General features: G+C 58.7%; 22 protein-coding genes and 1 tRNA gene. 11 read left to right on the forward strand and 12 right to left on the reverse strand.

Annotated elements, in window-relative coordinates:
* Window positions 1–58: 58 nt before the first annotated feature.
* From JQ845_RS04380 to JQ845_RS04395, 4 genes are all read right to left on the reverse strand, one after another.
* Window positions 59–2,461, reverse strand: coding sequence for a TonB-dependent siderophore receptor (locus JQ845_RS04380; RefSeq protein WP_203008485.1), 2,403 nt, complete (start codon window positions 2,459–2,461; stop codon window positions 59–61).
* A 114-nt stretch (window positions 2,462–2,575) separates the two neighbouring features.
* Window positions 2,576–3,517: a FecR domain-containing protein gene (locus tag JQ845_RS04385; protein WP_161719385.1), complete on the reverse strand. Its 942-nt coding sequence runs from the start codon at window positions 3,515–3,517 to the stop codon at window positions 2,576–2,578.
* Window positions 3,517–4,017 (reverse strand): sigma-70 family RNA polymerase sigma factor, encoded by a 501-nt coding sequence (locus tag JQ845_RS04390; protein ID WP_003445866.1) that lies wholly within the window; start codon window positions 4,015–4,017, stop codon window positions 3,517–3,519. Before JQ845_RS04390 ends, JQ845_RS04385 begins: the two co-directional genes overlap by 1 nt.
* A 292-nt stretch (window positions 4,018–4,309) precedes the next feature.
* Window positions 4,310–4,396, reverse strand: a tRNA-Leu gene (locus JQ845_RS04395).
* Window positions 4,397–4,740: 344 nt separating this feature from the next.
* Here JQ845_RS04395 and JQ845_RS04400 point away from each other — a divergent pair.
* The 3 genes from JQ845_RS04400 to JQ845_RS04410 all read left to right on the forward strand — a co-directional run bounded on the left by JQ845_RS04400 (window position 4,741) and on the right by JQ845_RS04410 (window position 7,212).
* Window positions 4,741–5,787 (forward strand): DMT family transporter, encoded by a 1,047-nt coding sequence (locus JQ845_RS04400; protein WP_003445865.1) that lies wholly within the window; start codon window positions 4,741–4,743, stop codon window positions 5,785–5,787.
* Window positions 5,788–5,856: 69 nt separating this feature from the next.
* Complete coding sequence (locus tag JQ845_RS04405; protein WP_203008487.1) at window positions 5,857–6,444, forward strand: DedA family protein; 588 nt, start codon at window positions 5,857–5,859, stop codon at window positions 6,442–6,444.
* 231 nt (window positions 6,445–6,675) lie between these two features.
* Complete coding sequence (locus JQ845_RS04410; RefSeq protein WP_003445863.1) at window positions 6,676–7,212, forward strand: DUF4174 domain-containing protein; 537 nt, start codon at window positions 6,676–6,678, stop codon at window positions 7,210–7,212.
* A 211-nt stretch (window positions 7,213–7,423) separates the two neighbouring features.
* On the opposite strand, the gene punR is transcribed toward JQ845_RS04410, so the two are convergent.
* Window positions 7,424–8,347, reverse strand: a complete 924-nt coding sequence (gene punR / locus JQ845_RS04415; protein ID WP_003445862.1) for a DNA-binding transcriptional activator PunR — start codon at window positions 8,345–8,347, stop codon at window positions 7,424–7,426.
* Window positions 8,348–8,464: 117 nt separating this feature from the next.
* On the opposite strand from punR, the gene punC reads away from it, so the two are divergent.
* Window positions 8,465–9,646, forward strand: coding sequence for a purine nucleoside transporter PunC (gene punC / locus JQ845_RS04420; protein ID WP_010657170.1), 1,182 nt, complete (start codon window positions 8,465–8,467; stop codon window positions 9,644–9,646).
* Window positions 9,647–9,703: 57 nt separating this feature from the next.
* Window positions 9,704–10,240, forward strand: coding sequence for a hypothetical protein (locus JQ845_RS04425; RefSeq protein ID WP_161719381.1), 537 nt, complete (start codon window positions 9,704–9,706; stop codon window positions 10,238–10,240).
* 90 nt (window positions 10,241–10,330) lie between these two features.
* Here JQ845_RS04425 and JQ845_RS04430 read toward each other — a convergent pair whose 3' ends face one another.
* On the reverse strand, window positions 10,331–11,026 hold the full coding sequence (locus JQ845_RS04430; protein ID WP_127195335.1) for a pirin family protein: 696 nt from the start codon (window positions 11,024–11,026) through the stop codon (window positions 10,331–10,333).
* A gap of 258 nt (window positions 11,027–11,284) precedes the next feature.
* Between JQ845_RS04430 and JQ845_RS04435 the strand changes: the two genes are divergently transcribed.
* Window positions 11,285–13,762, forward strand: a complete 2,478-nt coding sequence (locus JQ845_RS04435) for a UvrD-helicase domain-containing protein (RefSeq protein ID WP_003445857.1) — start codon at window positions 11,285–11,287, stop codon at window positions 13,760–13,762.
* 832 nt (window positions 13,763–14,594) lie between these two features.
* Here the strand turns inward: JQ845_RS04435 and JQ845_RS04440 are convergent.
* Window positions 14,595–14,873: a DUF1652 domain-containing protein gene (locus tag JQ845_RS04440; RefSeq protein WP_003445856.1), complete on the reverse strand. Its 279-nt coding sequence runs from the start codon at window positions 14,871–14,873 to the stop codon at window positions 14,595–14,597.
* A 258-nt stretch (window positions 14,874–15,131) separates the two neighbouring features.
* On the opposite strand from JQ845_RS04440, the gene JQ845_RS04445 reads away from it, so the two are divergent.
* From JQ845_RS04445 to JQ845_RS04460, 4 genes are all read left to right on the forward strand, one after another.
* The gene (locus tag JQ845_RS04445; RefSeq protein WP_003445855.1) at window positions 15,132–15,950 is read left to right on the forward strand and encodes a helix-turn-helix domain-containing protein; all 819 of its coding nucleotides are present in this window, start codon (window positions 15,132–15,134) and stop codon (window positions 15,948–15,950) included.
* 49 nt (window positions 15,951–15,999) lie between these two features.
* The gene (locus JQ845_RS04450) at window positions 16,000–17,406 is read left to right on the forward strand and encodes an NAD(P)/FAD-dependent oxidoreductase (RefSeq protein ID WP_203008489.1); all 1,407 of its coding nucleotides are present in this window, start codon (window positions 16,000–16,002) and stop codon (window positions 17,404–17,406) included.
* A gap of 30 nt (window positions 17,407–17,436) precedes the next feature.
* Window positions 17,437–17,778, forward strand: coding sequence for a cupin domain-containing protein (locus tag JQ845_RS04455; protein ID WP_010657167.1), 342 nt, complete (start codon window positions 17,437–17,439; stop codon window positions 17,776–17,778).
* Between the two features lie 70 nt (window positions 17,779–17,848).
* Window positions 17,849–18,928, forward strand: coding sequence for a polyamine ABC transporter substrate-binding protein (locus tag JQ845_RS04460; protein WP_003445852.1), 1,080 nt, complete (start codon window positions 17,849–17,851; stop codon window positions 18,926–18,928).
* Here the strand turns inward: JQ845_RS04460 and JQ845_RS04465 are convergent, their stop codons facing one another.
* The 5 genes from JQ845_RS04465 to JQ845_RS04485 all read right to left on the reverse strand — a co-directional run bounded on the left by JQ845_RS04465 (window position 18,929) and on the right by JQ845_RS04485 (window position 24,120).
* Window positions 18,929–19,903 carry an NAD(P)-dependent oxidoreductase gene (locus JQ845_RS04465; RefSeq protein WP_037001812.1) on the reverse strand — a complete coding sequence of 325 codons (975 nt, stop codon included), beginning with the start codon at window positions 19,901–19,903 and terminating at the stop codon, window positions 18,929–18,931.
* A 20-nt stretch (window positions 19,904–19,923) separates the two neighbouring features.
* Window positions 19,924–21,219: an MFS transporter gene (locus tag JQ845_RS04470; protein ID WP_003445850.1), complete on the reverse strand. Its 1,296-nt coding sequence runs from the start codon at window positions 21,217–21,219 to the stop codon at window positions 19,924–19,926.
* Between the two features lie 64 nt (window positions 21,220–21,283).
* Window positions 21,284–22,237 (reverse strand): sugar kinase, encoded by a 954-nt coding sequence (locus JQ845_RS04475; protein WP_203008491.1) that lies wholly within the window; start codon window positions 22,235–22,237, stop codon window positions 21,284–21,286.
* Entirely contained in the window at window positions 22,230–23,012 is a 783-nt protein-coding gene (locus JQ845_RS04480; RefSeq protein WP_161719369.1) for a sugar phosphate isomerase/epimerase family protein, read from the reverse strand. The genes JQ845_RS04475 and JQ845_RS04480 overlap by 8 nt, the downstream gene beginning before the upstream one ends.
* Window positions 23,013–23,094: 82 nt before the next feature.
* The gene (locus tag JQ845_RS04485) at window positions 23,095–24,120 is read right to left on the reverse strand and encodes a LacI family DNA-binding transcriptional regulator (RefSeq protein WP_003445845.1); all 1,026 of its coding nucleotides are present in this window, start codon (window positions 24,118–24,120) and stop codon (window positions 23,095–23,097) included.
* Window positions 24,121–25,088: 968 nt separating this feature from the next.
* On the opposite strand from JQ845_RS04485, the gene JQ845_RS04490 reads away from it, so the two are divergent.
* On the forward strand, window positions 25,089–26,531 hold the full coding sequence (locus JQ845_RS04490; RefSeq protein WP_203008493.1) for a serralysin family metalloprotease: 1,443 nt from the start codon (window positions 25,089–25,091) through the stop codon (window positions 26,529–26,531).
* Window positions 26,532–26,543: the final 12 nt, after the last annotated feature.

A 26,543-nucleotide genomic window follows, 5' to 3' on the forward strand; every position in this document is an offset into this window, starting at 1 on the left:
GCGTCCGGATGACAACACCTGCCCAAGCAGGATGTTGTCATTCTCAGAAGTGCGTAGCTTACATGCTCCACTTCATGGTCACGGCCACGTTACGCGGGTCGCCGAAGATGTTTGCGCCCGCCGGGTTACTGATGCTCTGGTAGTAATGCTTGTCGAACACGTTGTTCAGGTTGGCTTGCACCTTGAGTTTTTTGTTCACGTTGTAGCCGGTCATCAGGTCGACGATGCTGTAGCCGCCCTGAGATACGCCGTAGGTTGTGTATGTGCTGCTCTGGCTGCGGAATGAACCGCCGATCGACCATTTTTCGAGATCGCCCGGCAATTGATAGGTGGTGGACAGCTTGAGCAGGTTGTATGGCGTGTCGCTGTCGAAGCGACCGCTGCCGCCCTTGACGTTCTTGGCGCCGGCATAGGTGTAGCCCGCCGAGGCCTGCCAGCCAAGGGCAAGCATGCCTTGCAGTTCAAGGTCAACGCCTTTGGTTTCCACTTCGCCGGAGGCCACGGAGCAGGAAGCAACACCCTCGGCACAGGCATCAAGCCCTTGGGAGAGGTTCTCCTGGTTCAGTTGGAAGTAGGCCAGGCTGGCGTTCAACGCACCTTCAAAGTACTCGCCCTTGATCCCGATTTCGCGGTTGGTGCCGGTGACCGGCGGCAGCAGGCTGCCCTGGAAGTCCACGTTCGCTTGCGGCTGGAAGATTCTGGTCCAGCTGGTGTACACCGAGTAGGTATCGTTGATGTCGTAGATCAAGCCGGCGTAGGGGGTGTATTCCCGCGTCGCCTTGTAGTCGGCGCCGAATGTGTAATCGCCGGAAATAGTGTTCTGTTCGTATTCGTACCAGTCCAGGCGTGAACCGAGGATCAGTTTTAGGTCGTCGCGCAGATGGAAGCGTACGGTGGCGTAAGTGCTGTATTGATCGACCTTGCCCTTGCGTGACCAGTTGTAGTTGATAGCCGGTTTCTCTACGCCGTGATAGTCGAAGTTTGATGGATCGAGCACGATATTCGGGTCGTTGAGGAAACCACCGCCGGGGCCATCGTCGGTTTTATCATTTCGATAACTGCCACCGAGCACCAGTTCGTGGGTCGCACCAAGCAGGGTGAAGGGGCCGGAAACGTAGCCGTCGACGCTTTTTTGCGTGTGCTGGTAGGTGTAGCGGCCCACGTTCAGGTTCAACTGATCTGCACTGGGATCCAGTCGATAGAAACTGGTGCCCAGCATGTCCAGGTCGCCTCGCAGCCACGTGGTATTGAGGCGCAGTTTCCAGTCGTTGTCGAAGCGGTGCTCAATTTCGGCAAATGCGCTGGTGTTTTTCTTGTTCCAGTAGGTCCAGTTCGGGCTCATGCGCGTCGAACGGGATATTGGCAGGAACGTGCCATCGGCACGGGTCGGAATGCCTGACCAGTCGGCCCCCGGGTTGTCCTCACGGTTGTAATACGCTCCGAGGGTCAGGGTAGTGGCTTCACTCAGGTCAAACTCGGTGATGCCGTACAACAACTGGCGCTTGCTGCTGTAGCCATCGGTAAAGCTGTCTTTGTCCTGGAAGGCACCGACTACGCGGCCCCTGATCGAACCGCTGGAATTGAGGGCACTGCTGGCATCGATTTCGGTGCGATAGTTGTCCCATGAACCGGCACCCAGGGTGACAGAAACTTGCGGCTCGACAGTGGGCCGTTTGCGGATCAGGTTAAGGGTGCCGGACGGGTTGCCGGCACCGAGCATCAGGCCCGACGCACCGCGCACAACTTCAACCCGGTCGAACATCGCCAGGGTCGAGGTGCCAAGGGTGTCGCTGTCATACGCGACTGGCAGTCCGTCGATCATAATGTTGTCGATGGCAGAACCGCGGGAATAGAACTCAGGGCGCTCACCACCGGTTTTGCGCATGGTCAGGCCTGGGGTGTATGTCGAAATGTCCTCCAGAGACTGCATGTTCTGGTCATCCATGCGTTGGCGAGTGATTACCGTGACCGATTGCGGCGTCTCGCGCATGGAGGCCGCCAGTTTGGTCGCGGTACTCATGGAGCTGGTAGTGTAGGAACCGGTGTTTTCGCTGATTGAGCCCAGGGCCTGGCCGGAGATGGTTGTAGCGCCCAATTGCAGCTCATCACTCTTGGGCACGGGCACCAGCACATAAGCACCATTAGCCTGGCGTTGAGCCTGCAAGCCACTGCCCGCGAGCAAGCGTGCCAGGCCTTCGTCGGTGCTATAAGTGCCGCTCAATCCCGGTGTGGTCATGCCTTGGGTCTGCTCGGCGTTGAACGACAGCGTGACATTGGCCGCTGTCGCGAACAGGCTCAACGCCGCGCCGAGCGAGCCCGCATTGATTTGGTAAGTGTGGGTCTGGTTTTGCGCCAGCGCATGGGTTGGCGCCAGGCTCAAGGCCGAAAATACACCAAGCGCCACAGCCAGGTGAACGGCATGCGCAAGCGGCCGGGCGGCGTTGAGGGTGAATCGTGACATACAGGTTTCCTTCCGTTGGCAGGGCAGGCAAGCAGTCGTAAACGCTGCTTTCTGTACATGGCCGAACGAAAATAGGAATCGGCAACCCGGGATGGGAATAATTCGCAAAAAACTTCAGGCCGCTTCGACACTGGCCCAGTAACGCGTCACGAAACGTACGCTGACCGGCAGGGATTGGCTGAGGTTTTCCAGAATGGTATCGGTGTCGTCGATACGGAATGCACCACTCAACCGCAGGCTGGCAACGGACGGGGCACAGCGCAGCACGCCGCGACGGTAACGGCTGAGCTCGGCGATAAAATCCCCCAGGCGCCACTCGATGACAGTCAACATGCCTTGGCTCCAGGCACCGACACCTGCCGGGGAGGGGGTCACGGCGCTGATCTGGTCGCGGTCGAAGTGGGCCTGCTGGCCGGCATTCAGGCGCTGAACCCGTGAAGGATGATTCAGAGGGCGTAGCTCTACCGCCTTATCCAGCACGCACACATCGGTGAACGTCGGCCCGCAACGCACGACAAAACGCGTGCCCAGGGCACGCACCGAGCCTTGGGGGGCTTCGACGATAAACGGGCGACTATCGCTGGCTGTGTCTACCAGGATTTCGCCGCGGTGCAGGCGGATCAGACGCAAGTCGGCGCTGAAGGCAATGTCTACGGCGCTGTCGGTATTGAGGTCCAGTTGGCTACCGTCGTCCAGACGCATGTGCCGACGCTGGCCGGTGGCGGTGCGTTGATCGGCAAGCATCGCCTGGTAGGGCAGATGCTCGGTGGCCAGCCAGCCACTGCCGCCCACGGCGAGCAACAGTCCAAGGGTCTTGAGTACAGCGCGGCGGCGGGCCTTTACCCCGGCCAGCGTCGGCAGTGACACGTCTGCGGGCAACCGAGCCCATTGGCTTTGCAGTTTTTCTACGCGTGCCCACGCTCGCGCGTGCTGTGGGTTGGCGGCCAGCCAGTGGCGCCAGGCCTGTTGATCAGCCTCTGTGGGCGGCATGCTGTTAAGGCGCACATACCAGGTGGCTGCGGCTTCGAGGGTGAGCAGATCCAGGGGCGCAGCCATCAGTCCTCCGTAAGCAGCAGGCAATGGGTCATTGCGCGGATCACGTGTTTCTTGACGGTGGTCACCGAAACGCCCAGGCGTTCGCCAGTGGCCACATAACTCAGGCCTTCCAATTGCACGGCGAGGAATATCTGCCGTGTACGCTCGCCCAGGCCATCAAGCATGGTGTCGATGGCTACCAGGGTTTCGAGAATCATCAGGCGTGTTTCAGGTGAGATATCCAGCGGTTCCGAGCGCAGGGCCAGGACTTCGAGGTAAGCCTGCTCCAAGGCGCGGCGACGGAATTTGTCGATCATCAGTGCCCGGGCGATAGCGCTCAGGTAGGTGCGCGGTTCGCGAATCTGTTCGACGTCGCGGGAAGTCAGCAGACGCACAAAGGTATCCTGGGCCAGGTCTGCTGCATCGGCGGCGTTGCCCATGCGGGCGCGCAACCAGCTTTTGAGCCAGCCGTTATGTTCGCTGTACATTAGATGCAGGGCATAATAATCGGGAGCAGGCATGAGAGGACAAACCAATAGCAACAATTGATAATGATTAGCATTATCCTTGTTGCTCCAGATTTGCGCAATGTCGGTGCTAATGGAACGCCAAGCAGGCTCCAGACCACGGCTTTAAAAGACTTCCAGCTCGGATTGCAAATCCGTTGTAGTGGACATGAGTTATTTCGGGTTTGTGTTCATTCGGCAGGACGCCAAGGGGAGGGGTAAAAAAGGAATTGCGCAGCGGTTTGAATTTTTGCGGTGCAAAACAAAGGGCCTGCACGAAGAATCTCATGCAAGCCCTTGATTTGTTTGGTGCCCGAAGCCGGAATCGAACCGGCACGTCCTTTCGAACGGGGGATTTTAAGTCCCATGCGTCTACCAATTTCGCCATTCGGGCGGTAGCGCTATAAAGCGGGTCAGGAAGGAAGGTGCTTCGGGATCAAAGTACTCAAGAGCCTGCGTGACAGGTGGACGAATATATAGAGCCTGCACCGATGAGGCAAGTTGGTTAGTGCTGATTGAGTGAGTTTTTTTTGCTCCTTGGCTTAATAAAACCGTCGAAAAATCATAGGGCTAGGTAACCAGTGGGGGTTTGAGGGAGGGATATGGCTCGTCCATTGCCAGAAAGCCGTGGGTACCAAGGGGTAATGCCAAGTGCTGCCGCTGGCTGCTGCTGATTCAGGTCGCTTTGCCTGCGCGCTGGTCTAGGCTGCTTGCACGACTGAAACAGAAGTGGATGTGATGAATACAAGTGTGATTTATGCCTTGGCGGCGGCGGCGCTGTTCGGGGCCAGTACCCCGCTGGCCAAGTTGCTGGGCACAGAAATCCCGCCAGTGCTGTTGGCCGGGCTGTTGTATCTGGGCAGCGGCACAGGCCTGGTGTTGCTGCGTTTGCTTCGCGATCGGGGCTGGAAAAGGTCCGGGCTGAGTGTCAGCGAGTGGCCGTGGCTGGTCGGGGCGGTTGTGTTCGGCGGGATTCTTGGCCCGGTCGCACTGATGGTGGGGCTGACTCTGACCAGTGCCGCCACGGCGTCATTGATGCTCAATCTGGAACCCGTGCTGACCGCCGTGCTGGCGTGGGTGGTGTTCAAGGAAAATGCAGACCGCAGGATTGTCGTGGGGATGCTGGCAATTATTGCCGGGGGCATTGTTTTGTCGTGGCCGTCCGGCCAGGCAGCGGGTGTCGCGCAATCCTGGCTTGGGCCCTTGGCCGTGGCGTTTGCCTGTTTGTGCTGGGCGGTGGACAACAATCTGACGCGCAAGGTATCGGCTTGCGATGCGCTCTTTATTGCCGGGGTAAAAGGGTTGTTTGCAGGGCTGGTCAACTGCGCGATCGGGTTGACCCTGGGGGCCAAAATCCCGCCTCTGGTGGCGCTGACGCCCACTTTATTGATCGGCTTTCTGGGCTACGGCGTGAGCCTGGTGCTGTTTGTGCTGGCCTTGCGCGGACTGGGCGCGGCGCGCACGGGGGCGTACTTCTCGACCGCGCCTTTTCTGGGCGCTGCGATTGCAATTGTGCTGCTGGGGGAATCAGTCTCGCTGCTGTTCTGGCTGGCCGCCGCGTTTATGCTGTTCGGGGTCTGGCTGCACCTCACCGAGCGGCACGAGCATATGCATCAACACCAGCCGCTGCAGCACACCCATCGCCATACCCACGATGAGCACCATCAGCATGAGCATGCCGAGGATGTACCGCCGGGTGCCGCCCACAGCCATGGGCATGTGCATTCTCCCGTTCGGCATAGCCATCCGCACTTTCCGGATATTCACCACAGGCACCGGCACTGACTGGCTGCGTGTTAGATTGCGCCGGCTGGATGCAGCAATACTCTCTTCCAATGGAGCTACAGAGTGCACATGTTTGAACACATCGATTTCAACTACTTGCTGGCGACCTATGGTTACCTGGCCATCTTTATCGGCTGTTTGCTGGAAGGTGAAACCATCCTGATTCTGGGGGGCATGGCAGCCCATCAACATGTGCTCAAGCTGTTGCCGGTCATTATGTATGCGAGTCTGGCCGGGATGCTGGGTGACCAGTTGCTGTTCTGGACCGGTCGCTACTTCGGTGCCCGGCTGTTGCCCAAACTGCACAAGCATCAAGCCGCCATCGAGCGGGTGACGCAGTTGATCAACAAGTACCCTACGGCGTCGATTTTCTCCGTGCGCTTTCTGTATGGCATGCGTCTGGTGGGGCCGATGGTCATTGGTGCAAGCCAGGTTTCACCGGTCAAGTTTACCTGCATCAACCTGGTGGGCGCGGCGGTATGGGCGACGCTGTTCGTCAGCGGCGGGTACTGGGCCGGAGAGTTTCTCGAGGGCTTGCTGGGGGATCTCAAACCCTATCGTTTGCCGATTGCCCTGGGCGTTATCGTATTGATGGTGGTGGTAGCCCTGGTGCGTCACTTCAGGGCGAAAAACCGGTCGCCGGCCAAATCGCTTTGAGCCTTGGGGCGCCAGGTTTCTGGTTGCCGGGCATGGCTTGTGATGAGCATTTCGCCATGGGCGACAGATCCGGATGCTGTTGCAAAAAACAGGCTTGAAAGGCAAAGTCCGGGTACCCGGTTGCGTGATCAAGCCCGTGGCCTACGCTTTGAATGACAAGCTCAACGCCACGGGTTTCAAGGTATTGGCAGCACACCCACGAACCCGGTCCGCTAATAAAAGGAGTTCTGGATGTTTATCCGTTTATTGATCCTTACCGGCCTGCTGGTGACTGGCATGGCGCAGGCTGTTGAAGTTCCAAGCCCCCTTGAACAGGATCGCGGCAAATTTCGCCCATTGATCATCGTTGCTCGTACAGAAGTCGATCCAACCCTGACCACACTCAAGCAAGCGCTGGCCGATCCGGCCAATCAGAAGGGCTTCGAAGAGCGCAACATGGTGCTCTATACGATTGTCGGCATTACCGGCAAACGTGATGGCAAAGACCTTGAACCCCAGAGCACCATGTCGCTGATTCGCGGACTCAAGCCGGGGATGATTATCGACAAGGCCAAAGTGATTCTGATTGGCAAGGATGGCGAAAAGAAGCTCGAAACCGAGGGTGATGCAAACCTCGCTGAGTTGTTCAAAACCGTAGACGCCTTGCCCGCTGCCGAAAACCAGATTCAGGCCCAGGCCGAGGTGGTGACGCCGGATAAAACAGCGCCGGCCGGCAAGCCGGGCAAGGCTGCAAAACCGGTCAAGGCTCCTGCACAGCTGGATGATTGAGGCCTGTTAAATCAGGGCCAAAAAAAGGCCCGCTGAGGGGAGCGGGCCAAATGGGATTCACAAAAGGAGTGGATCCAATTTAGGCCAGTCGATGTGAAAGTGGCGTGAAAAGCATGTAGGCAAAACGCTATTAATTCTCAATTTATGACGATTTCAGATCCGGCCTGCACGGCCCTGATGATGGCCCGGGCTCAGCCCCCGGCCTGTTCGTTCATGACTCCTCAGCGCCCGCATCATTAAGCCATTCCTGGCTCAGGGTGGGCGTGTCCCCCAAATATTCCAGCAACCAGTTCATCGCCGGAGAATGATTGTTCTGTACCCAGGCTAAGCATGACGGGCTGGCCGGGAAAGGGCGTTGCAAATGCAGCGCCTGCAATCGGCCTTGCTCGATCAGGGGCTGGGCCAGGTGGGCAGGCACCATGCCCACGCACAGTCCATCGCTAAGGCAGGCCAGCCCTGTAGTCCAGTCGGGCACCATCATCCGGCGCTGGTTATCCAGGGTCCAGGTGTCACGTTTGGGCAGGTTGCGCGAGGTATCGTCCATGCACAGTGAAGGGTAGGGGCGCAGTTGCTCATCGCCGAGCAAGCCGTCAACCCGGGCCAGTGGATGCTGCGGGCTGACCACGCACAGCCAGTGCAGAAAGCCCATGTCGCGAAAGGCAAAACTGCCTGCCACCGGCACTGCCCTGGTGGCGCCGATGACCAGGTCGGTACGGCCATCCACCAGCGCATCCCACACTCCGTTGTATACCTCGTACTGAACAATCAGCTCCACATCGGGAAAGTGCCGATAGAAGTCGATCACCATTTGCCGGCAGCGCGGGTGTTTGATGATCGAGTCCACGCTCACCCGCAACTGGCCGCTCCAGCCATTGGCGACCTGTTGGCACAGGCGCCGGGTGCCGAGCATTTTCTTCATCACATCACGGGCTTCTTTGACAAACACCTGTCCGGCCGGGGTCAGTTCGACATCGCGATGGCGACGCACAAACAGGGGTACGGCCAGCCACTGCTCCAGTTGGCGCACTGTGTAGCTGATGGCCGAAGGCACACGGTGCAGCTCCTGGGCGGCACCGCTGAAGCTGCCGTGGCGGGCGACGGCATCGATTACGTCCAGCGAGTATTCAGACCACATGGTTTGCCTTCAAAATAATTGATGTCATTAGGCAATTATTATCGCTTCACAAGCAAATGTGCAGCTGGATAATGCACGCCAGTCAACAAATTGTTTGATGGCAAGTTTTGGAAGCCCATGAAGAACTCTTTTGGTTTTACCTGTTACCTCGCGGGGCTCAGCATGCTGGGCTACCTGGCCATGGATATGTACTTGCCGGCCTTCGGCACGTTGCGCAGCGAGCTGGGGCTGTCTTCCGGCGCGGTTGGCGCCAGTCTCAGCATCTTTCTGGCCGGTTTTGCCTTTGGCCAATTGCTCTGGGGACCGCTGTCTGACCGCCTGGGTCGCAAGCCGGTGCTGCTGGCGGGGCTGTCGATGTTTGCCCTGGGGTGCCTGGGGATGTTGTGGGTCGATAACAGTGTGTTGCTCCTGAGCCTGCGGTTTATCCAGGCGATCGGCATCTGCGCGGCGGCTGTGACCTGGCAAGCATTGGTAATCGATCGCTTCCCGGCCGATAAAGCCAATCGGGTGTTTGCCAGCATCATGCCGTTGATGGCCTTGTCGCCTGCGCTGGCACCGCTGTTGGGGGCTGTGGTGCTGAGCCATTTGGGCTGGCAGGCGATTTTCAGTGTGTTGCTCGGTTTGGCGGTGCTGTTGATAGTGCCGACCCTGTTGCTCAAAGAAAAAGCCCGCGCCCCGGCAACAATCGTCACCTCTAAAGTGAGCTATTGGCAGCTGCTGCGCTCGCCCGGTTTCAGCGGCAACGTGATGATCTTTGCCGCCTGCTCGGCCAGTTTCTTTGCCTGGTTGACGGCTTCTCCTTTCATCCTTGGCGATATGGGCTACAGCCCCAGTGATATCGGCTTGAGCTACGCGTTTCCGACCCTGGCCTTCATGATCGGCGGTTACAGCTGCCGCAGTGCCTTGCAGCGGATCAAGGGCCACACGCTATTGCCGTGGCTGTTGCTGGCGTATTGCATCAGCATGGTGGGCCTGTACTGCGTTGCCACAATGACCGAGCCCACCTTGACCACGTTGCTGATCCCGTTTTGTTTGATGGCATTGGTCAACGGCGCGAGCTACCCCATCGTCGTGGCCCATGCTCTGATGCCGTTTTCGGAAAACTCGGGCAAGGCCGCCGCTTTGCAAAACACCCTGCAACTGGGTCTGTGTTTTCTCGGTAGCCTGCTGGTGTCGGGTTTTATCACCGAGCCCCTGCAGATCACCGTTGAGGTGATGTTGGCCACGGCTCCCCTGGCTGTGTTGGGGTATCTGATCCAGCGCCGCAAATCACCTGCAGCGAGCTGTGTCACAGGCTGAACTTTGTAATGGACGGGTCTATCCAACAGTGTTCGAGACATTGCCCGGGCGCTGCGGATGAACAAAATAATTACGTCGCACAGTGAGTTACAGATTCAGAGCGAGCACGATGCCAAAATGTTCGGCTCGCCCAAGGACCGGCTGGATTTCTACCGGCGTGAAATCCAGTACGAGACCAGCATCCTGTCCCACCGTACTGATGCGTATCTGGCGGCCCAGTCATTTCTGGTGATCGCCTTTGCATCCTGCATGGCTAACCTCAACCCGGAGTGGGGCAAGTTTTTCACCCTCACAGTACCGCCCATGCTGGCGGTGCTCGGGATACTGATCTCACTTAATGCGTGGCCGGGGATCCGGGCGGCCTACGACATCATCGATCACTGGCACTTCAAACAGAGCGAACTGCTCAGCAGTCAGCCGGTCATGGGCATGGCCTACGATGAATCACCGTTGTTTTGCGAGATGGAGTCCACCCACAAGGGTTATAAAAAATCCTTGATGTTTTCCGTGCGCTCGCCTTGGTTGTTCGCCTGTTTCTGGCTGGTGCTGGGTGCATTTTCTCTCTACATCCAGATCGACAATCCCCTGAGCTGAAGCCTGTCGCCGGAACGGCCGACGCAAGCGTGCAGGCTATAAAAAAGGCCGGACACCCGTGAAGGTGCCGGCCTTTTTTCAAGTTATCAATCAGGCGATATCCACCAGCACGATCTCACTGTCTTCAATGGCCGTGACTCGCAACCGGGTCTCATCAACCACGGCCACTCCATCCCGGGCGCCGGCGCGCAAGCCGTTGACTTCAATCATCCCGGTGGCAGGCACCAGATACGCCCGGCGGCCGCTGTCCAGTGCATACTCCGCTGTTTCCCCGGCCTTCAGGTTGGCCGCCACCAGGCGTGCATCGGCGCGGATGCGCAAGCTTTGGTCATCGCCGTCCTTGCCACTGGCCAGGGTTACAAAGCCTTCGCGCCGGCCTTTGGGGAAGGGTCTGGCGCCCCAGGCCGGTGCGTCACCTTGCTGATTGGGAATGATCCAGATCTGGAAGATTTTGCTCGGCGTCGACTCCATGTTGTATTCGCTGTGGGCAATCCCGGTGCCTGCGCTCATGACTTGCACATCACCGGCTTCAGTCCGGCCTTTGTTGCCCAGGTTGTCTTCATGGCTGATGGCGCCTTCGCGGACATAGGTAATGATCTCCATGTCGCGGTGGGGGTGTTTCGGGAAACCTGTGCCGGGGGCAATCACATCGTCGTTCCACACCCGCAGGTTGCCCCAGTTCATCCGGGTCGGATCGTAGTATTCGGCGAACGAAAAGTGATGGTGAGCGTCCAGCCAGCCGTGGTTTGCGCCGCCCAGGGTGTTGAAGGGTCTGAGTTCAAGCATGATGCTTCTCCTGTTCAGGTGGCCCGTGCGCTGTGGACGGTTACCCGGTTGCTGATGGGGTGATTTTCCATCAAGAACATATCGATAAAAAGCTGAAAATATGCTTTAAAACTATCTATTTGTTAGATGTATATTTCCGTCAACACATCCGTGCCTACTTTCATAAAATGCTCTAAAGAGCTGATGCTCCTAGATATCTTGGCGCAATGCAGCGACCATAGCCCATCCGCCCGGACAGCCTCACACCCTGGAGTCAGCGTGCCGCAACACATTCCCGATTTGCCTGAAGAACTCGCCCCTCTAACCCGATTACCCTTGCTCAAGCGCCTGGCCGCCAGACTCTTTGGCAGCGGCCTGAACCATTTGCGTGCGCAACATGCCGCCTCCTGGTTGCAGGGGCAGGCCGACGGGTTTCGCAGCGGGCACAGCGCCGGGGTGGATTACGGCTTTGAGGAAGGGCATGCCGAGGGGCTGGAACAAGGCCGGCAAGTATTGTTCATCAGTGATACCCGCCCGCAGGTGCTGCGTGCGCCGGGCATCGACGACAACCTGTTCGATGACTGGCGCCTGCCGCTGACCGCCGAGCTGAAAAAGCGGATCAAGGCCGATGTTGCGGCGATCCTGCCCGAACAGGCACAGCCCAGTGCCGCCCAGTGGAAGATGATCCTCAGCGATACACCTTCGACCTCGGTGGTTGCCGGGGCCGGGGCTGGCAAGTCGACATCGCTGGTGCTGCGTATTCTGCTGCTCAGCCATTACCTGGGTTTTGAACTCGGTTCGATGACGGTGGTGACCTTCACCCGCGAGTCGCGCAAGGACTTCATCAGCAAACTGCAATCCATTTTTGCCTTGTGGGGCCGCACCCTGAGCCTCAAGGAAGCGCGGGATGTGGTGCGCACTTTCCATTCGCGGATCTTGCCCATGGTTCGCAGCTTGCCCGGCTACAGCCAGTTGCAGGCATTCGAGACCCTGAGCACGCGCACTTTGCTCAATGATGATGACAGCGACAGCAACCCGTTTGACCTGCGGATCAATGATGCCCAGCGCCAGCAACTGAATGCCTGCTATCACGGGCTTTACACCCGGGATCAGCGTTTTCGCGAGACCCTGGCACCCCTCTGCCGGCATGCCCTGCAACTCAAGGAGCTGGAACGCGATCACCCGGATGTGCAAAAACGCATGGCAGTGACCGAGCTGGCCGCCAAGCGCGACGAAGAGCTGTGCGACACCCTCGAAGACCTGTGGTTTGCCGCGGGCGCCTGGCCGATCCAGGGCATTGAGCCGAGCCGGGAAACCGTGCAAATCAATGGTGCGCAGTTCCATTGCCACGGGTATGTGCCACAACTGGATGCGTGGGTGGTGCTCGGGTTTGATCCGCGGGAAAACCCGCAAATCTGCAGGCCGGGGGCCAAGTTGAGCGTGCGCGCCGAATGGGCAGTAAAGCGCACTCTGTTTCGAGCTTTTTGCAGTAAGCCTTTGATTTGGCTGGAAAGCTATGATGCTGCAAAGCGTGTTATTACCTCGCTGGCGGGTGATGCCAGTGCGGGGCCGGGTTTTGATTACAAGCTCAAGGGCGAACTGAGTTCGGCGCCGTTGCTGGACTGTTTTGTCGCGGCTGCCAGCTTTATAGAGAACCTGGGGCTGGACGTTGCCGCGGCCGTGGGGGACATGGCATTTGCCGCCGATGATCCGGACCGGTTTTTCTTCGAGGCCCTGAGCCTGTACTGGCGCGCGCTGGAAGATCACTTGCTGGCACAGTCGCCGCCGGTGATGACCTATAACCGCATGTTTTCGCTGTTCGGCGAGAACACCCCGCAAAACTTCAAATTGCTGAGCCATGAGCAACTGCGCCCGCTGTCGCATTTGATGATCGATGAGTTCCAGGACGTTTCGCCGCAAATCGTTTCCTGGTTAAGGGCCAGCCTGCGGGAAATCCGCAGTCGAGGCCCGGCGATGCATGTCGGGCGTGGTGCCCAGCGTTCATCGTTACTCTGTGTGGGTGATGACTGGCAGTCAATCTATGGCTGGCGCGGCAGTTCGCCCAAGTACTTCATGGAGTTCAACAAGGAATTCCCGTCGCCCGCCACCACCCGGGTGATGCTCAGCGACAACTTTCGTAGCCATCAGCACATCATCGATGCTGCCGAGCATATCGTGCGTGCAGCCCCTTCGATTGCCGGCAAACGGGCCAAAGCCAGTGGTGAGCCCAAGGTGCCAGTACCGGTGAATGTATTGAGCCGCGATGACCAGGCTTTGGCAGCGCGGTTGATCGAACATTACAACGCTGGGGATAGCGTCTTAATGTTGTATCGAAAAAGCAGCGATAAGTTATTGATTGAGAAGGATATTCAGTCGGTAGTTAATGTGGATTCCAGGTTGGCGCCTGAAGACCGTCGGCTCAAGCAACTGACCTATCACAGCTCCAAGGGCTTGCAGGCTGACGCGGTGTTCCTGTTGGGTGACTGTCAGCACCTGACGTCTTCGCCGTATAAAAACCAGGTCTATCGCATGGCGGGCCTGGGCAAGGATGGCGACCCGGACCCTTACGACACGGCGCAGAAGGATGAAATCCTGCGCCTGGCCTATGTGGGCATTACCCGGGCGGTGACGCATTGTTACTGGTATCTGGAAAACCCGGATGCCCAGGGTCCGAACATCCCCAGGGCCTCAGACCGCATCCCTCGGGGCAAGGTGTTCTTTGAGGATCTGCGCAAGGTATCTGAGCCCGCCGGATAAACCTTTTGCAGGAACTGGCTTGCAGATTCATGGGCCGGTGAGATTTATTGTGGGAGCTGGCTTGCCCACTCCCAAAGAGTCATGCACCGGTCAGATTTCTTGTGGGAGCTGGCTTGCCAGCGATTCAGGCGGCAAGGTCAGGCTGGTAGACCGGGTCGATGCCATCGCGGGCAAGCCCGCTCCCACAGGTGGCAGGTGCCACTCTGATTTACTGTAGGAGCTGGCAAGCCCACTCCCATAGAGTCATGCACCGGTCAGATTTCTTGTGGGAGCTGGCTTGCCAGCGATTCAGGCGGCAAGGTCAGGTGGGTAGACCGGGTCGATGCCATCGCGGGCAAGCCCGCTCCCACAGGTGGCAGGCGCCACTCAGATTTACTTCAGGAGCTGGCAAGTCCAGCCCCAAAAAGTCATGCGCCGCTCAGATTTACTGTAGGAGCAGGCAAGCCCACTCCCATAGAGTCATGCGCCGCTCAGATTTACTGCAGGAGCTGGCAAGTCCAGCCCCAAAAAGTCATGCGCCGCTCAGATTTACTGTAGGAGCAGGCAAGCCCACTCCCAAAGAGTCATGCACCGGTCAGATTTCTTGTGGGAGCTGGCTTGCCAGCGATTCAGGCGGCAAGGTCAGGCGGGTAGACCGGGTCGATGCCATCGCGGGCAAGCCCACTCCCACAAAGTCACGCGCCATTCAGATTTACTGCAGGGGCAAGTCCAGCCCCACAAAGTCATGTGCCACTCAGATTTACTGTAGGAGCAGGCAAGCCCACTCCCATAGAGTCATGCACCGGTCAGATTTCTTGTGGGAGCTGGCTTGCCAGCGATGCAGGCGGCGCGGTCAGGCCTGCGCCTGCCAGGTCATCGGCGGGACGAAGCTTTCGAGTTCGTCTTCCACCGCCTGGATGATATTGCTCACCTGACCCGGGGTCATGGTGGTTGCGCAGGGGATGCCGGCGATGGCGATCAGGGTTTCGCCACTGGCACGATCAAACAGGCGGGCAACCAGGCTCCCCGGCGCATCCATGGTCGCCTCGAAGCCCATTGGATGAAAATGCCAGCGCATCAGCTGGCAGGCATTAGGGAAGGTAACCTTGTGCATGTCGCGTGTTTTGTTCATGGAGCACTTCCTTTTGCTCTGAATTTAAACAGCCAGAGAACAATCTCCGGCAGATGTTTTAGCGAGTGTTTCGTGTTTAAACCTATCATCCATATTCTGTGGCGCTAAGCCTTTTGTTACATACCGATAGACTGTTTAATCCGGTTTTGATGCACATCAAGCCCTGAAGCGTTTTTTTAGCCGTTTACCCCTGCACCTGGCCATTGCTGCCAACGCACAAACTCGGCACTCTCTGCTCTTTTTGCCTACGAGCGTTCCATGTCAGACCCCGATGACGGCCCCGAACAGACCCGCGCTACCGGTCAGACCGTGATGCGTTACCACTTGTGCTGGAAGCACCGTGACCTGGACGGGGTGATGGCGCTTTATCACCCGGACGTGTGCTATCACGATTTTTTTCAGAATCGGGTCATGGCCCTCGACGAACTGCGCGAGTACGTGCGTCTGTCCATGCCAAGGGAGCCGGATGAAGCGCTGGAGCATAGCGATCGTATCCGTCTGGATGGCAATACGGCGTTCATTCAATATCGCATGACCCTGCGTGGCAGCCAGGGGCTGGTGTCATTCCGCGCCAGTGAGGCGATTACGGTGCGCGACGGGCTGATCTGGCGGGTCAATGAGTACGCATCCCTGGTCCATGAAACCGCGATCAATCCGGCGCTCAAACCCTCATTGAGACCGGCCGTCAGCCGTCTTGGGCTCTCGGCGCGGCAATTGAGTTTCATGGCCCGGGACCTGCAAAGCTACTTCGAGCGTCAACAACCCTATCTCGACCCTGAGCTCGATCTGCAGCAAGTGGCCAGTGCCTGCGGCTATACACGTAACCAGATGTCGTATTTGCTCAACCAGGTATTGGGACAAAGCTTTTACCGCTATGTGAATCAGGCACGGCTGCGGCATGTACTGGCGGCAATGGATGCTGCGGTGTCGCCGGTCAAAGTCGATGAGGTGGCGTTCTCGGCCGGGTTTAATTCGATCTCGGCGTTCTACAGCTGTTTTCGCCAGCACACCGGCCAGTCACCCAAGGCTTACGCCAGACAAATTTCTTTGCGGGCACGCGCGCAAGACTTTTCCTGACGCCAGGAGGTAGGGTCGACCCATTCTTTGAAGCAGTGTGGAGTCGGTGATGCCAGCATGGCGCTCAATCAGTTTATGGATGGACCAGCTCGGGGATGAGCTTGCTCCCCGACCGGCGCTCGAACAAGACCTGGATGTAGATGTGGCCATCATCGGCGCCGGTTACACCGGGCTCTGGACCGCGTACTACCTCAAGCGCCATGCGCCGCAACTGAACATTGCCATTGTTGAAGCGCAAACGGCGGGCTTTGGCGCCTCCGGTCGCAACGGCGGCTGGCTGATGGGCAATTTGCTGGGCGAGGACCGGTTGCTGGCGGGCTTGTCTGCCGAGCAGCGTCGGGCCTCCTTCGATTTGCTGCACGGCATACCTGATGAAGTGAAAAACGTCATCGATCGTGAAGGCATCGACTGCGATTACCGCAAAGGGGGCGCTTTATATTGCGCGGCCCGTTACCCCGAGCAAGAAGCCAGTCTGCGCAGTTATCTGGCCAGCCTCTACGCCCAGGGCTTGAACGAATCCGACTACCGCTGGCTGAACCCGGGCGAACTGGCGCAACAGATCCGCGTCGCCAGGCCCTATGGCGGCATCTTCACTCCCCATGTTGCAACCATTCACCCGGCCAGACTGGTACGCGGCCTGGCCCGCGCCGTTGAGCGCATGGGGGTGCAGATATTCGAGCAAAGCCCGGTCACGCAATGGCAGTCGGGCCAGGTGGTCACAGCCAAAGCCCGGGTGCGCAGCCGTTGGGTGGTGCCGGCCGTGGAAGGCTACGCCAATACCCTGCCAACCCTGGGCCGCTATCAACTGCCGGTACAGAGCCTGCTGGTGGCCACAGAGCCTTTGTCCCAGGCCGTGTGGGACGAGATCGGACTGTCCCGGGGCCAGGCCTTCAGCGAGAGCAGCCGTCAGGTCACTTACGGCCAGCGCACGGTGGATAACCGCCTGGTGTTCGGTGCGCGGGGCGGTTATCAGTTTGGCGGACGCCTGCGAGGCAATTTCGACCTCAGCGAAAGCGAAATTGAACTGCGCCGTTATTTGTTTGGCGAACTGTTCCCGCAGCTTAAAGACGTGCGTATCAGCCATGCCTGGGGCGGCAATCTGGGCATGTCGCGGCGGTTTCAGCCACACATGCTCTGTGATCGCCAGCAAGGCATCGCACTGGCCGGCGGGTATGGCGGCGAAGGGGTAGGCGCCAGTCATCTGGGCGGCCGCACCCTGGCCGACCTGATTTTGCAACGCGACACCCTCGAGGTGACACAGCCCTGGGTGTTGACCGAAGGCGGACTCGCTGCGCTCAAGGCCTGGGAGCCGGAGCCCTGCCGCTGGCTGGGTTACAACGCAATTATCCGCAGCTTCGTCTACGAAGACCAAACCCTGGCCAACCCCCACAGCTCGCCCTTGCGTCGGCGCCTGGCCAGCCGCGTGGCCGGGTTTATGGAAGGTTTCATGCAGTAATTAAACGTCGTCTTGATCAGGAAGCATTTCATGAGCATCACTCAATTCAAAAACACGGCCCTGGTACCGCTACAAGAGTCCTTCCCGGTGGCCGTGCCGCTGGGTACGCCGGTGGCTATCACCTCGGTCACCTGTGTCGAGCGTAACGACGGGGTCGAAACCGGCATCTGGGAATGCACGCCGGGTCGCTGGCGCCGACAGATTGTGGCGCAAGAGTTTTGTCACTTCATTCAAGGGCGCTGCACCTTCACTCCGGATGACGGAGAAACCCTGACCATAGAAGCAGGGGATGCACTGATGTTGCCTGCCAACAGCACAGGCATCTGGGACATTCAGGAGACCGTGCGCAAGACCTATGTCCTGATCCTGTAAGCCTTTGCTCACTTAAAACTGCCGATACCTGCCTATAAAAAAGCTGCCAGAACATGCAAGGAATCGAATCATGATCCGTATGACCCTGTTGCCCCTGATGTTGGCCGGGACTTTGTGTCAGGCCGCCGAGACCGTGAAGGTCTATAACTGGTCCGACTACATCGCACCCGACACGATGAAGAACTTTTCCCGTGATTCCGGAGTTGCGTTTACCTACGACCTGTTTGACAGCAACGAGACCCTGGACGGCAGGTTGATGACCGGCAATTCCGGGTATGACGTGGTGTTTCCATCCAACCACTTTATGGCCCGGCAGATTCAGGGCGGGGCCCTGAAGAAGCTCGACAGAAGCCAGTTGCCCAACTGGAAAAACCTCAACCCGGTGCTGCTCAAGGCGCTGGAGGTCAACGATCCGGGGAACCAGCACGGTTTTCCGTACCTGTGGGGCAGTACCGGTATCGGCTACAACGTGGCCAAGGTCAAAGCGGTGCTGGGCGAGAATGCCCCGGTGGATTCCTGGGACCTGATTTTCAAGCCTGAAAACATGGAAAAGCTCAGTAAATGCGGGGTCGCGATACTGGACAACGGTCCGGAAGTGCTGCCCGCGGCGCTGAATTACCTGGGCTTGCCCCATCACAGCAAGAACCCGCAGGACTACAAAAAAGCCGAAGCGCTGCTGATGAAAGTACGGCCCTATATCAGCTACTTTCACTCGTCCAAGTACACCAGCGACCTGGCCAACGGCAATATTTGTGTGGCGGTAGGCTTTTCGGGAGACATTCTGCAGGCCGAAACCCGGGCCAAAGAGGCCAGTAACGGGGTGGATATCGGTTATTCGATACCTAAGGAAGGTGCGGCGATCTGGTTTGATATGGTGGCCATGCCCGTCGACGCGCCGGACGAGAAGGCCGCTTACAGCTTCATGAACTACTTGCTGCGCCCGGACGTGATGGCCGGTATCACCAACTATGTGCATTACGCCAATGGCAACGAACAGGCCGATGCCCTGGTCAGCCCCGAGATCAAGGCTGACACCAAGGTCTATCCAACGGCGGCGATGATGGACAAGCTGTTTGCCCTCCAGGCCATGCCGTTGAATATCGACCGCATCCGCACGCGGCTATGGACCAAAATCAAGGCCGGTGAATGATCAGCCCAGTGCTTGTGGGTTAACCAGGTTGGCCGGGCGTTCACCGGCCAGTGCTGCCAACAGATTATCGACCGCACAGCGGGCCATGGCTTCGCGGGTTTCGTGGGTGGCCGAACCTATGTGGGGGGTGGCCACCACGTTATCCAGCTGCCGTAGCGGCGAGGTCAGCTCCAGCGGTTCGCGCTCGAACACATCCAGCCCGGCTGCGCGAATCTGGCCCTCTTGCAAGGCCTGAATCAGTGCCGCTTCGTCCACCACCTTGCCCCGGGAGATATTGATAAAGATGCTCTCGGGGCGCATCAGGGCAAATTGCTCTGCGCCGATCAAGCCTTCGGTTTGCGCGGTCAGGGGCAGGGTCAGGCAGATAAAGTCGGCTTGCTGCAACAGTTCATCGAGGCTGCGGTACTGCGCGTTGAAGCGTGCCTCTACTGCAGGTTTTGGCGAATTGCTGTGGTAGATCACCGGCATGCCGAAGCCAAAGTGGCCGCGCTGGGCCAGGGCTTCGCCGATGCGGCCCATGCCAATGATGCCCAGGGTTTTGCCATGCACGTCGGTGCCGAACTGCTCGGGGCCGACGTTTTTTTGCCACTGGCCATTGCGCACCAGGTTGGCCAGCTCCACCACGCGCCGGGCGCTGGCCAGAATCAGGGCGAAACCGGTGTCGGCCGTGGTTTCGGTGAGCACGTCGGGGGTGTTGGTGAGCAGGACTTTGCGCTCGGTCAGGTAGTCGATGTCGTAGTTATCAACCCCCACCGAAACGCTGGCCACGGCCTCCAGTGCCGGTGCCAGATCCAGCAGCTGCGCATCCAGCCTGAGGCTGGCCCCCAGCAATCCCTGGGCCTGGGGCAGGGCCGCCCGCAGTTGCTCCAGGCCCTGGGCATCAAGGCGCTTGATCAGGGTGACATTGACCTGATCTTCCAGGCGTTGCATCAGGGGCGCGGACAGTTCTTTGTACAGCACGACATTCTTTTTCAAGGTATTCACCGACGTTGAAATCAAGAGTGGGCCAGACCCTGCGTAGCCAATTGCTTGGGCGCAGGGGTGTCATTGACCGTGGGTTTGAGCATCAGGGTCAGCAGCACGGAAATCATCAGCGCGCCGCTCATCAACAGGAAGGAAGCTCCCGGTGAACCGGTCTCGCTGTTCAGGTATCCGACCAGATAGGAGCCGGCAAACGAACCCAGGGCCCCCATGCTGTTAATCAGCGCCATGGCGCCCCCGGCCACGTTGGACGGCAGTATTTCCGGGATGATGGCGAAAAACGGACCGTAGGGTGCATACATGCAGGCACCGGCAATCACCAGCAGGCTGTAGGACCACCAGAAGTGTTCCGCACCCAGCACGTAGGAGCCGTAGAAGGCGATGGAGGCGATCAGCAGCGGCGGCCAGACGAAGCGTTTGCGTTTTTGCAGTTTGTCCGAGCCCCACGACACCACGAGCATCGCGATCACTGCAGCCAGATAGGGTAGGGCCGAGAGCCAGCCGGCCTCGATCATGTCCATCTGCGCGCCGTGTTTGAGAATCGACGGCAGCCACAGGACAAAACCGTACACCCCGATGCTCCAGCAGAAGAACTGCAAGGACAGCAGGATCACTTTCGGCGAGCGGAAGGCCGCAGCATAGTTTTTTACTGGTTTCATTCCGACCTGTTCGGCATCCAGCGCGCTTTGCAGGTCGTGTTTCTCTTGAGTGCTGAGCCATTTGGCTTCGCTTGGACGGTCATCGGCCAGGCGCCACCAGATAAATGCCCAGAGCACAGCAGGCAGGCCCTCGACGATAAACATCCAGCGCCAGCTGTAATGCTGCACCAGGTAGCCCGAGACCACCGACATCCAGAGCATGGTGACCGGGTTGCCGAGAATCAGGAAGGTGTTGGCGCGCGAGCGTTCGGCACGGGTGAACCAGTGGCACAGGTACACCAGCATTGCCGGCATGACTGCGGCTTCAACCACTCCGAGCATGAAGCGAATGGCAATCAGGCTGTAGGCGTTGGACACCACGCCGGTCAGGGTCGCCAGGCTGCCCCAGAGGATCAGGCTGACGAATATCAGTTTCTTGACGCTGTTTTTCTGCGCATAAATCGCCCCCGGGACCTGGAAGAAGAAATACCCGAGGAAGAACAGGGCGCCGAGCAACGACGACAGCCCGGGAGTGATGTTGAGGTCTTCGGCCATGCCGGAGGCCGCAGCGAACCCGTAGTTAGCCCGGTCCAGGTAGGCCAGGCTGTAGGTGATAAATACGATCGGCATGATGTACCACCAACGACGGGCGGCGAGTTTTAACGAGTGCATGGTGGTGCTCCTGAGCTTGTTTTTTTTGTCGCAGCAGGTAACGGGTGCAGCAAAATCACGGTGTTTATTCGGGCGCAGTCTGCGCGTTGTGGTGCGACAGTTCGGCCCGGGTCGGTAGCCCTTCCATATCGCCACGGCTTTGCACGGCACGGCTGCCAACCCAGTTGCCACGCTGCACGGCTTCGGCAAAGTCGAGGTTTTCCAGCAAGGCACTGATGACGCCCACAGCAAAGCCATCGCCAGCGCCAACGGTGTCGATCACCTGGGCAACCGGTACGGCGGGCACGAATTGTTCAAGCTCGGCGGTGCGCCAGTAAGCGCCCTTGGCTCCCAGCTTGATGATCACCGCTTCTGCCCCTTGGTCGAGGTAGAACGCAGCGATGTCGCCCGGATCGTCGTAGCCGGTCAGCAACCGGCCCTCGCTCAGCCCTGGCAGTACCCAGTCGGCGTGGGCGGCGAGGGCGTTGATGTCGCGAATCATTTGCTGCTCGCTGGCCCATAGCGACGGTCGCAGGTTGGGATCGAACGACACGCTGTTGCCGGCTTTGCGCATGGACTTCATCAGCTCAAAGGACAGTTCATTGCAACTGGCCGAGAGGGCTGGAGGAATGCCGGTGGCGTGCAAATGACGGGCATCGAGCAATTGCGGGGTAATGGCGTCGAGGCCCAGATGACTGGCGGCCGAACCGCGGCGGAAATACTCCACTTGCGGATCGCTGCCGTCATCTACCCGTGACTTGAGTTGAAAACCGGTGGGGTGCTGCGGATCGATGGCCACGTGCTGGCAGTCCAGCCCTTCGGCTTGCAGGGTGTTGCGCACGAAACGGCCGAGGGAATCGTTGCCTACGCGGCTCAGCCATTTAACATTGAAACCCAGGCGTGCCAGGCCGATGGCGACGTTGCTGTCGGCCCCGGCAATGCGTTTGTGAAACAGCTCGACCTGGTCCAGATCGCCGCAGTGTTCAGCCACCCACATGGCCATGGTTTCGCCAAACGACAACACATCAAACTTAGACATGGCTCAGCTCCTGTTGCTGTTGGCTCAGTTTGGCCAGTACCGCGACATGCTCTTTGGTCAGCCGGTCGAGGTCGCTGCCCTGCAGCGGATATTCGACGGCGCGGGTCAGGCCATGGGGCATGTGGGTCATCAGTTGCTGCCACATTTGCAGGTCGGTGGCGGTTGGCGCTATTGCAATCAGCTTGCCGTCCGGGCGCCGGGCCACGCCTTTGCAGTGCAGGTAGCTGACGTAACGGCCGAGCAGGCGGGCGGCGGTGCCGGCTGACTGGTCCTGCCACTGCCAGTTACCAATGTCGAAGGTCATGCTGATCGGAGCCTGCTGTTGATCGACCTTGTCGAAGAAACGCTGCATCGGCTCGATCCGCCCGCCCTGGGACGTCTGGTCGTTTTCTACCAGCAATTTCACGGACTGCTGGTTCAGGCAGGCAGCCAGGTTTTGCAGATCGCAGTGTTCGGTGAAATAGCCCAGTGAGACTTTCAGCCATTTCGCACCGAAGGCATGGGCCCGCTGCAGGGTGGTGATCAATTGTGGATTGGGGCGCGACTGCCCGGCTTCCCACAGCTCCATTGGCGAAGAGAACACGCACTCAAGTCCATGCAGCTGCACGGCCTGGCTGAAGGCTACCGGGTCTTCGCCGGTGAGCAATTCTTCCCGCAGCTCGATGCGGGTTGCACCGGCATTGGCCAGTACCTCGATGAAGCTGTGTTGTCCGCGCTGGCGAACCAGGTCGGCGCCGTAGCTCGACAGGCTGATGGATACGGGAAATGTGGTCATTGTCATTAATCTCTGAAACCGGTTTCATTTTGTTGTTAGGAAGTGCCGCAGGCTTAAACAGGCAACCGGCGGCAATAAAGCGTCAGGTAGCAGGGCGTTGAGTGGAGCCGCGCTTGATCAGGCTTGCAGCAAAATCCAGGACCCGGGCGGGTGCCTTGTCGCCCTTGAGGCGTCTGAGCAGGCAGTCAAAAGCGCTGGCGCCAATCTGTTGCGTGGGTTGGGCGAGGGCTGTGATACCGCTGCCGACCAGAGGGAACCATTCCAGGTCATCCAGGGCGATCAGGCCGGCATCCTCGAACAAGCGACAGTTCAACTCGCGCAAGATATGGGTGCAGGCCAGCGCGGCCACGCCATTGGCACAAAACAGTGCCTTGGGGCCGTTGCCGGGGGTTTGCAGGAAGGACTGGATGTCGGCCCGCAGTTGCGTACCGGTTTGCACCACGGCACCACGCAGTGCCGGGCGTGCAGCCAGTTGCGTGGTGAAGCTGTGAATGCGCTCGATCCGTGAGCTGGTGCCATCGACGGGCTCGCTGACCAGCAACAGATCGCGGTAGCCCTGTTGCTCAAGGTGATCAAGGGCAATGCGCACGGCATGGGCGTTATCGAGGCCGACCAGATCGGTTTGCAGTTGCTCGACCTTGCGATCGATCAGGACGATGGGCATTTCCTGATGCAACTGTTGCAGGGCCACAGGATCATGGCCGAGGGTGTTAAGGATCAGGCCTTCGATATTGTAAGAGCGCAGGGCAGCGAGATGCTGGCGCTCCTGTTCATCGTTGCGGTCGGTGTTGCACACCACCAGGTTGTAACCGTGCTGCCGGCAGGCGGTTTCGACCCCATGCATCACTGCAATCGAGTAGGGGTTGCGGATATCGGCCACCAGCATGCCGATCAGCCGGGTGCGTCCGCGTTTCAAGCCGCGGGCCATTTGATTGGGCCGGTAGCCCAGCTCGTTGATTGCCCGTTCGATACGCTGGCTGATGGCTTCGGACAGCAAGGCGCGGTCTTCGCCGATAAAACGCGACACGCTGGCCTTGGATACACCGGCAAGTCGGGCAACATCAAGCATGGTCACGCGGGTGCGCTGGGCGGCAGAAAAACTGTTCACGGCCTGAAACCTTTTATTTGAGTTATCGCAGGCGATTTCGCGTGAGGGCGCTGAAACCGGTTTCAGGAAAACTCAAATCACCGGTTCGAGTCAAGTGCCGTTTGTAATATCGGTGCCCTGGACCAGGGTTACAGGGAGCGATTTTGCCTCGCGATGCAGGCGACGGGGGCATACCTGCAGGATCGCGCTGATGCCATCGCGGGCAAGCCCGCTCCCACAGTGGTGGGGTGTGGGTGTGGGGTGTCTGCTGTAGGAGCGAGCTTGCCTCGCGATGCAGGCGATGGGGTATACCTGCAGGATCGCGCTGATGCCATCGCGGGCAAGCCCGCTCACACAGTGCTGGGGTGTGGGTGTGGGGTGTCTGCTGTAGGAGCGAGCTTGCCTCGCGATACAGGCGGCGGGGCATACCTGCAGGATCGCGCTGATGCCATCGCGGGCAAGCCCGCTCCCACAGTGGTGGGGGGTGGGTGTGGGTATGGGGTGTCTGCTGTAGGAGCGAGCTTGCCTCGCGATGCAGGCGACGGGGTATAGCTGCAGGATCGCGCTGATGCCATCGCGGGCAAGCCCGCTCTCACAGTGGTGGGGTGTGGATGTGGGGTGCCTGCTGTATTTTTGGTTAATTAAAAACCCTATATAAAGACGAACTGGCGACAGGTTTATTTAAATAAAAAAGTGCTGACCGGTCAGTCGTGTTGCAAAAGGCCATTATCGATAAAATCGCTATTGTTATTCCTCAAGTGAATATGATGATTCTAATATTCGATGACTGAAAAAAATATTTCCCGGGGTGTTCAATGTTTGCTGTTGTTTATCCGGCTCTGGAGTTTTGATGGCAAAAAAACACTGGACTAAATATTTCGATTTGTGTCAGTTTCGCCCGGCCATAAACGGCGAGTGATAGGACGATCTCGCCATGGGGTCGTCGTGGTCTGTCAAAATTTTCTACTGTTAAACAAGGAAGTGTTTACATGTCGAAACTTAAAGAGAAAGCGTTACTGTCGGTTGGCCAGAGTCAGGCCGCAATCAGCAGCAGTTCCGCTTTTACCCAGATTGATAACTTCAGTCACTTCTATGACCGCGGCGATCATCTGGTCAACGGCAAGCCTTCGTTGACCACCGATCAGGCGGCTGATCAGCTGACGCGTTCCGGTGCCAGTTGGCATGACCTTAACGGCGACGGTGTGATCAACCTCAGCTACAGCTTCCTCACGGCGCCACCTGTGGGCTATGCCACCCGTGGCCTGGGCACGTTCGGCCAATTCTCGGCGCTGCAAAAGGAACAGGCCAAGCTGTCGCTGGAATCCTGGGCCGACGTGGCCAAAGTGACCTTCACCGAAGGGCCGGCTGCCCGTGGCGATGACGGCCATATGACCTTCGCCAATTTCAGTGCCAGCAATGGCGGCGCGGCCTTTGCCTACCTGCCAAACAGCGCCCGCAAAGGCGAGTCGTGGTATCTGATCAACAAGGACTATGAGGTCAACAAGACACCGGGCGAGGGCAACTACGGCCGTCAAACCCTGACCCATGAAATCGGGCACACCCTGGGGTTGTCGCACCCGGGTGACTACAACGCGGGTAATGGCAACCCCACCTATCGCGATGCGGTCTATGGCGAAGACACCCGTGCCTACAGCGTGATGAGCTACTGGAGTGAAAGTAAAACCGGTCAGCACTTCACCAACAGCGGTGAAGGTGCCTACGCATCAGCACCGCAGATGGATGATATTGCAGCCATCCAGAAGCTGTACGGTGCCAACCTGCAAACCCGTGCCGAGGACACCGTCTATGGCTTCAACTCCACGGCGGACCGTGATCACTACAGCGCAACTTCAGCCAGCGACAAGCTGATTTTCTCGGTGTGGGATGGCGGCGGCAACGACACCCTGGACTTCTCGGGTTTCAGCCAGAACCTGAAGATCAACCTCACTGCCGGTTCGTTCTCCGACATCGGTGGCATGACCGGTAACGTCTCGATTGCCCAGGGCGTAATTATCGAAAACGCCATTGGCGGCGCGGGCAACGACCTGTTGATCGGTAACAGCGCCGATAACGTGCTCAAGGGCGGTGCCGGTAACGACATCATCTACGGCGCCGGTGGTGCCGACACCTTGTGGGGCGGCACAGGGGCCGATGTGTTTGTGTTCGCAGCGGTGTCAGACTCAGCGCCGCAGGCAGCCGATATCATCATGGACTTCCAGTCCGGTATCGACAAAATTGACGTCTCGGCCATCAGCAACCTGGCCGCTCTGAATTTTGTCGATACCTTCACCGGCCATGCCGGTGAAGCGATCGTCAGCTACGACCAGGCCAGTAATCTGGGGCACTTTGCCGTCGACTTCAGCGGTCACGCTGTGGCCGATTTCCTGGTGAACACCGTGGGCCAAATGGCAACGTACGACATCGTCGTTTAAGTCAGCCGCTGG

Source organism: Pseudomonas paraversuta (genome assembly GCF_904063065.1).
GTDB lineage: Bacteria > Pseudomonadota > Gammaproteobacteria > Pseudomonadales > Pseudomonadaceae > Aquipseudomonas > Aquipseudomonas paraversuta.

Bases quoted from the DNA above. Each gene is read 5' to 3' on its own strand.
- JQ845_RS04460 (WP_003445852.1), top strand. From the start codon at position 17,849: ATGATCCGTATGACCCTGTTGCCCCTGATGTTGGCCGGGACTTTGTGT.
- JQ845_RS04475 (WP_203008491.1), bottom strand. From the start codon at position 22,237: ATGTCTAAGTTTGATGTGTTGTCGTTTGGCGAAACCATGGCCATGTGG.
- JQ845_RS04490 (WP_203008493.1), top strand. From the start codon at position 25,089: ATGTCGAAACTTAAAGAGAAAGCGTTACTGTCGGTTGGCCAGAGTCAG.
- punR (WP_003445862.1), bottom strand. From the start codon at position 8,347: ATGTGGTCTGAATACTCGCTGGACGTAATCGATGCCGTCGCCCGCCAC.
- JQ845_RS04450 (WP_203008489.1), top strand. From the start codon at position 16,000: ATGCCAGCATGGCGCTCAATCAGTTTATGGATGGACCAGCTCGGGGAT.
- JQ845_RS04440 (WP_003445856.1), bottom strand. From the start codon at position 14,873: ATGAACAAAACACGCGACATGCACAAGGTTACCTTCCCTAATGCCTGC.
- JQ845_RS04430 (WP_127195335.1), bottom strand. From the start codon at position 11,026: ATGCTTGAACTCAGACCCTTCAACACCCTGGGCGGCGCAAACCACGGC.
- JQ845_RS04400 (WP_003445865.1), top strand. From the start codon at position 4,741: ATGAATACAAGTGTGATTTATGCCTTGGCGGCGGCGGCGCTGTTCGGG.
- JQ845_RS04390 (WP_003445866.1), bottom strand. From the start codon at position 4,017: ATGCCTGCTCCCGATTATTATGCCCTGCATCTAATGTACAGCGAACAT.
- JQ845_RS04425 (WP_161719381.1), top strand. From the start codon at position 9,704: ATGAACAAAATAATTACGTCGCACAGTGAGTTACAGATTCAGAGCGAG.
- JQ845_RS04385 (WP_161719385.1), bottom strand. From the start codon at position 3,517: ATGGCTGCGCCCCTGGATCTGCTCACCCTCGAAGCCGCAGCCACCTGG.
- punC (WP_010657170.1), top strand. From the start codon at position 8,465: ATGAAGAACTCTTTTGGTTTTACCTGTTACCTCGCGGGGCTCAGCATG.
- JQ845_RS04380 (WP_203008485.1), bottom strand. From the start codon at position 2,461: ATGTCACGATTCACCCTCAACGCCGCCCGGCCGCTTGCGCATGCCGTT.
- JQ845_RS04480 (WP_161719369.1), bottom strand. From the start codon at position 23,012: ATGACCACATTTCCCGTATCCATCAGCCTGTCGAGCTACGGCGCCGAC.
- JQ845_RS04405 (WP_203008487.1), top strand. From the start codon at position 5,857: ATGTTTGAACACATCGATTTCAACTACTTGCTGGCGACCTATGGTTAC.
- JQ845_RS04455 (WP_010657167.1), top strand. From the start codon at position 17,437: ATGAGCATCACTCAATTCAAAAACACGGCCCTGGTACCGCTACAAGAG.
- JQ845_RS04470 (WP_003445850.1), bottom strand. From the start codon at position 21,219: ATGCACTCGTTAAAACTCGCCGCCCGTCGTTGGTGGTACATCATGCCG.
- JQ845_RS04410 (WP_003445863.1), top strand. From the start codon at position 6,676: ATGTTTATCCGTTTATTGATCCTTACCGGCCTGCTGGTGACTGGCATG.
- JQ845_RS04445 (WP_003445855.1), top strand. From the start codon at position 15,132: ATGTCAGACCCCGATGACGGCCCCGAACAGACCCGCGCTACCGGTCAG.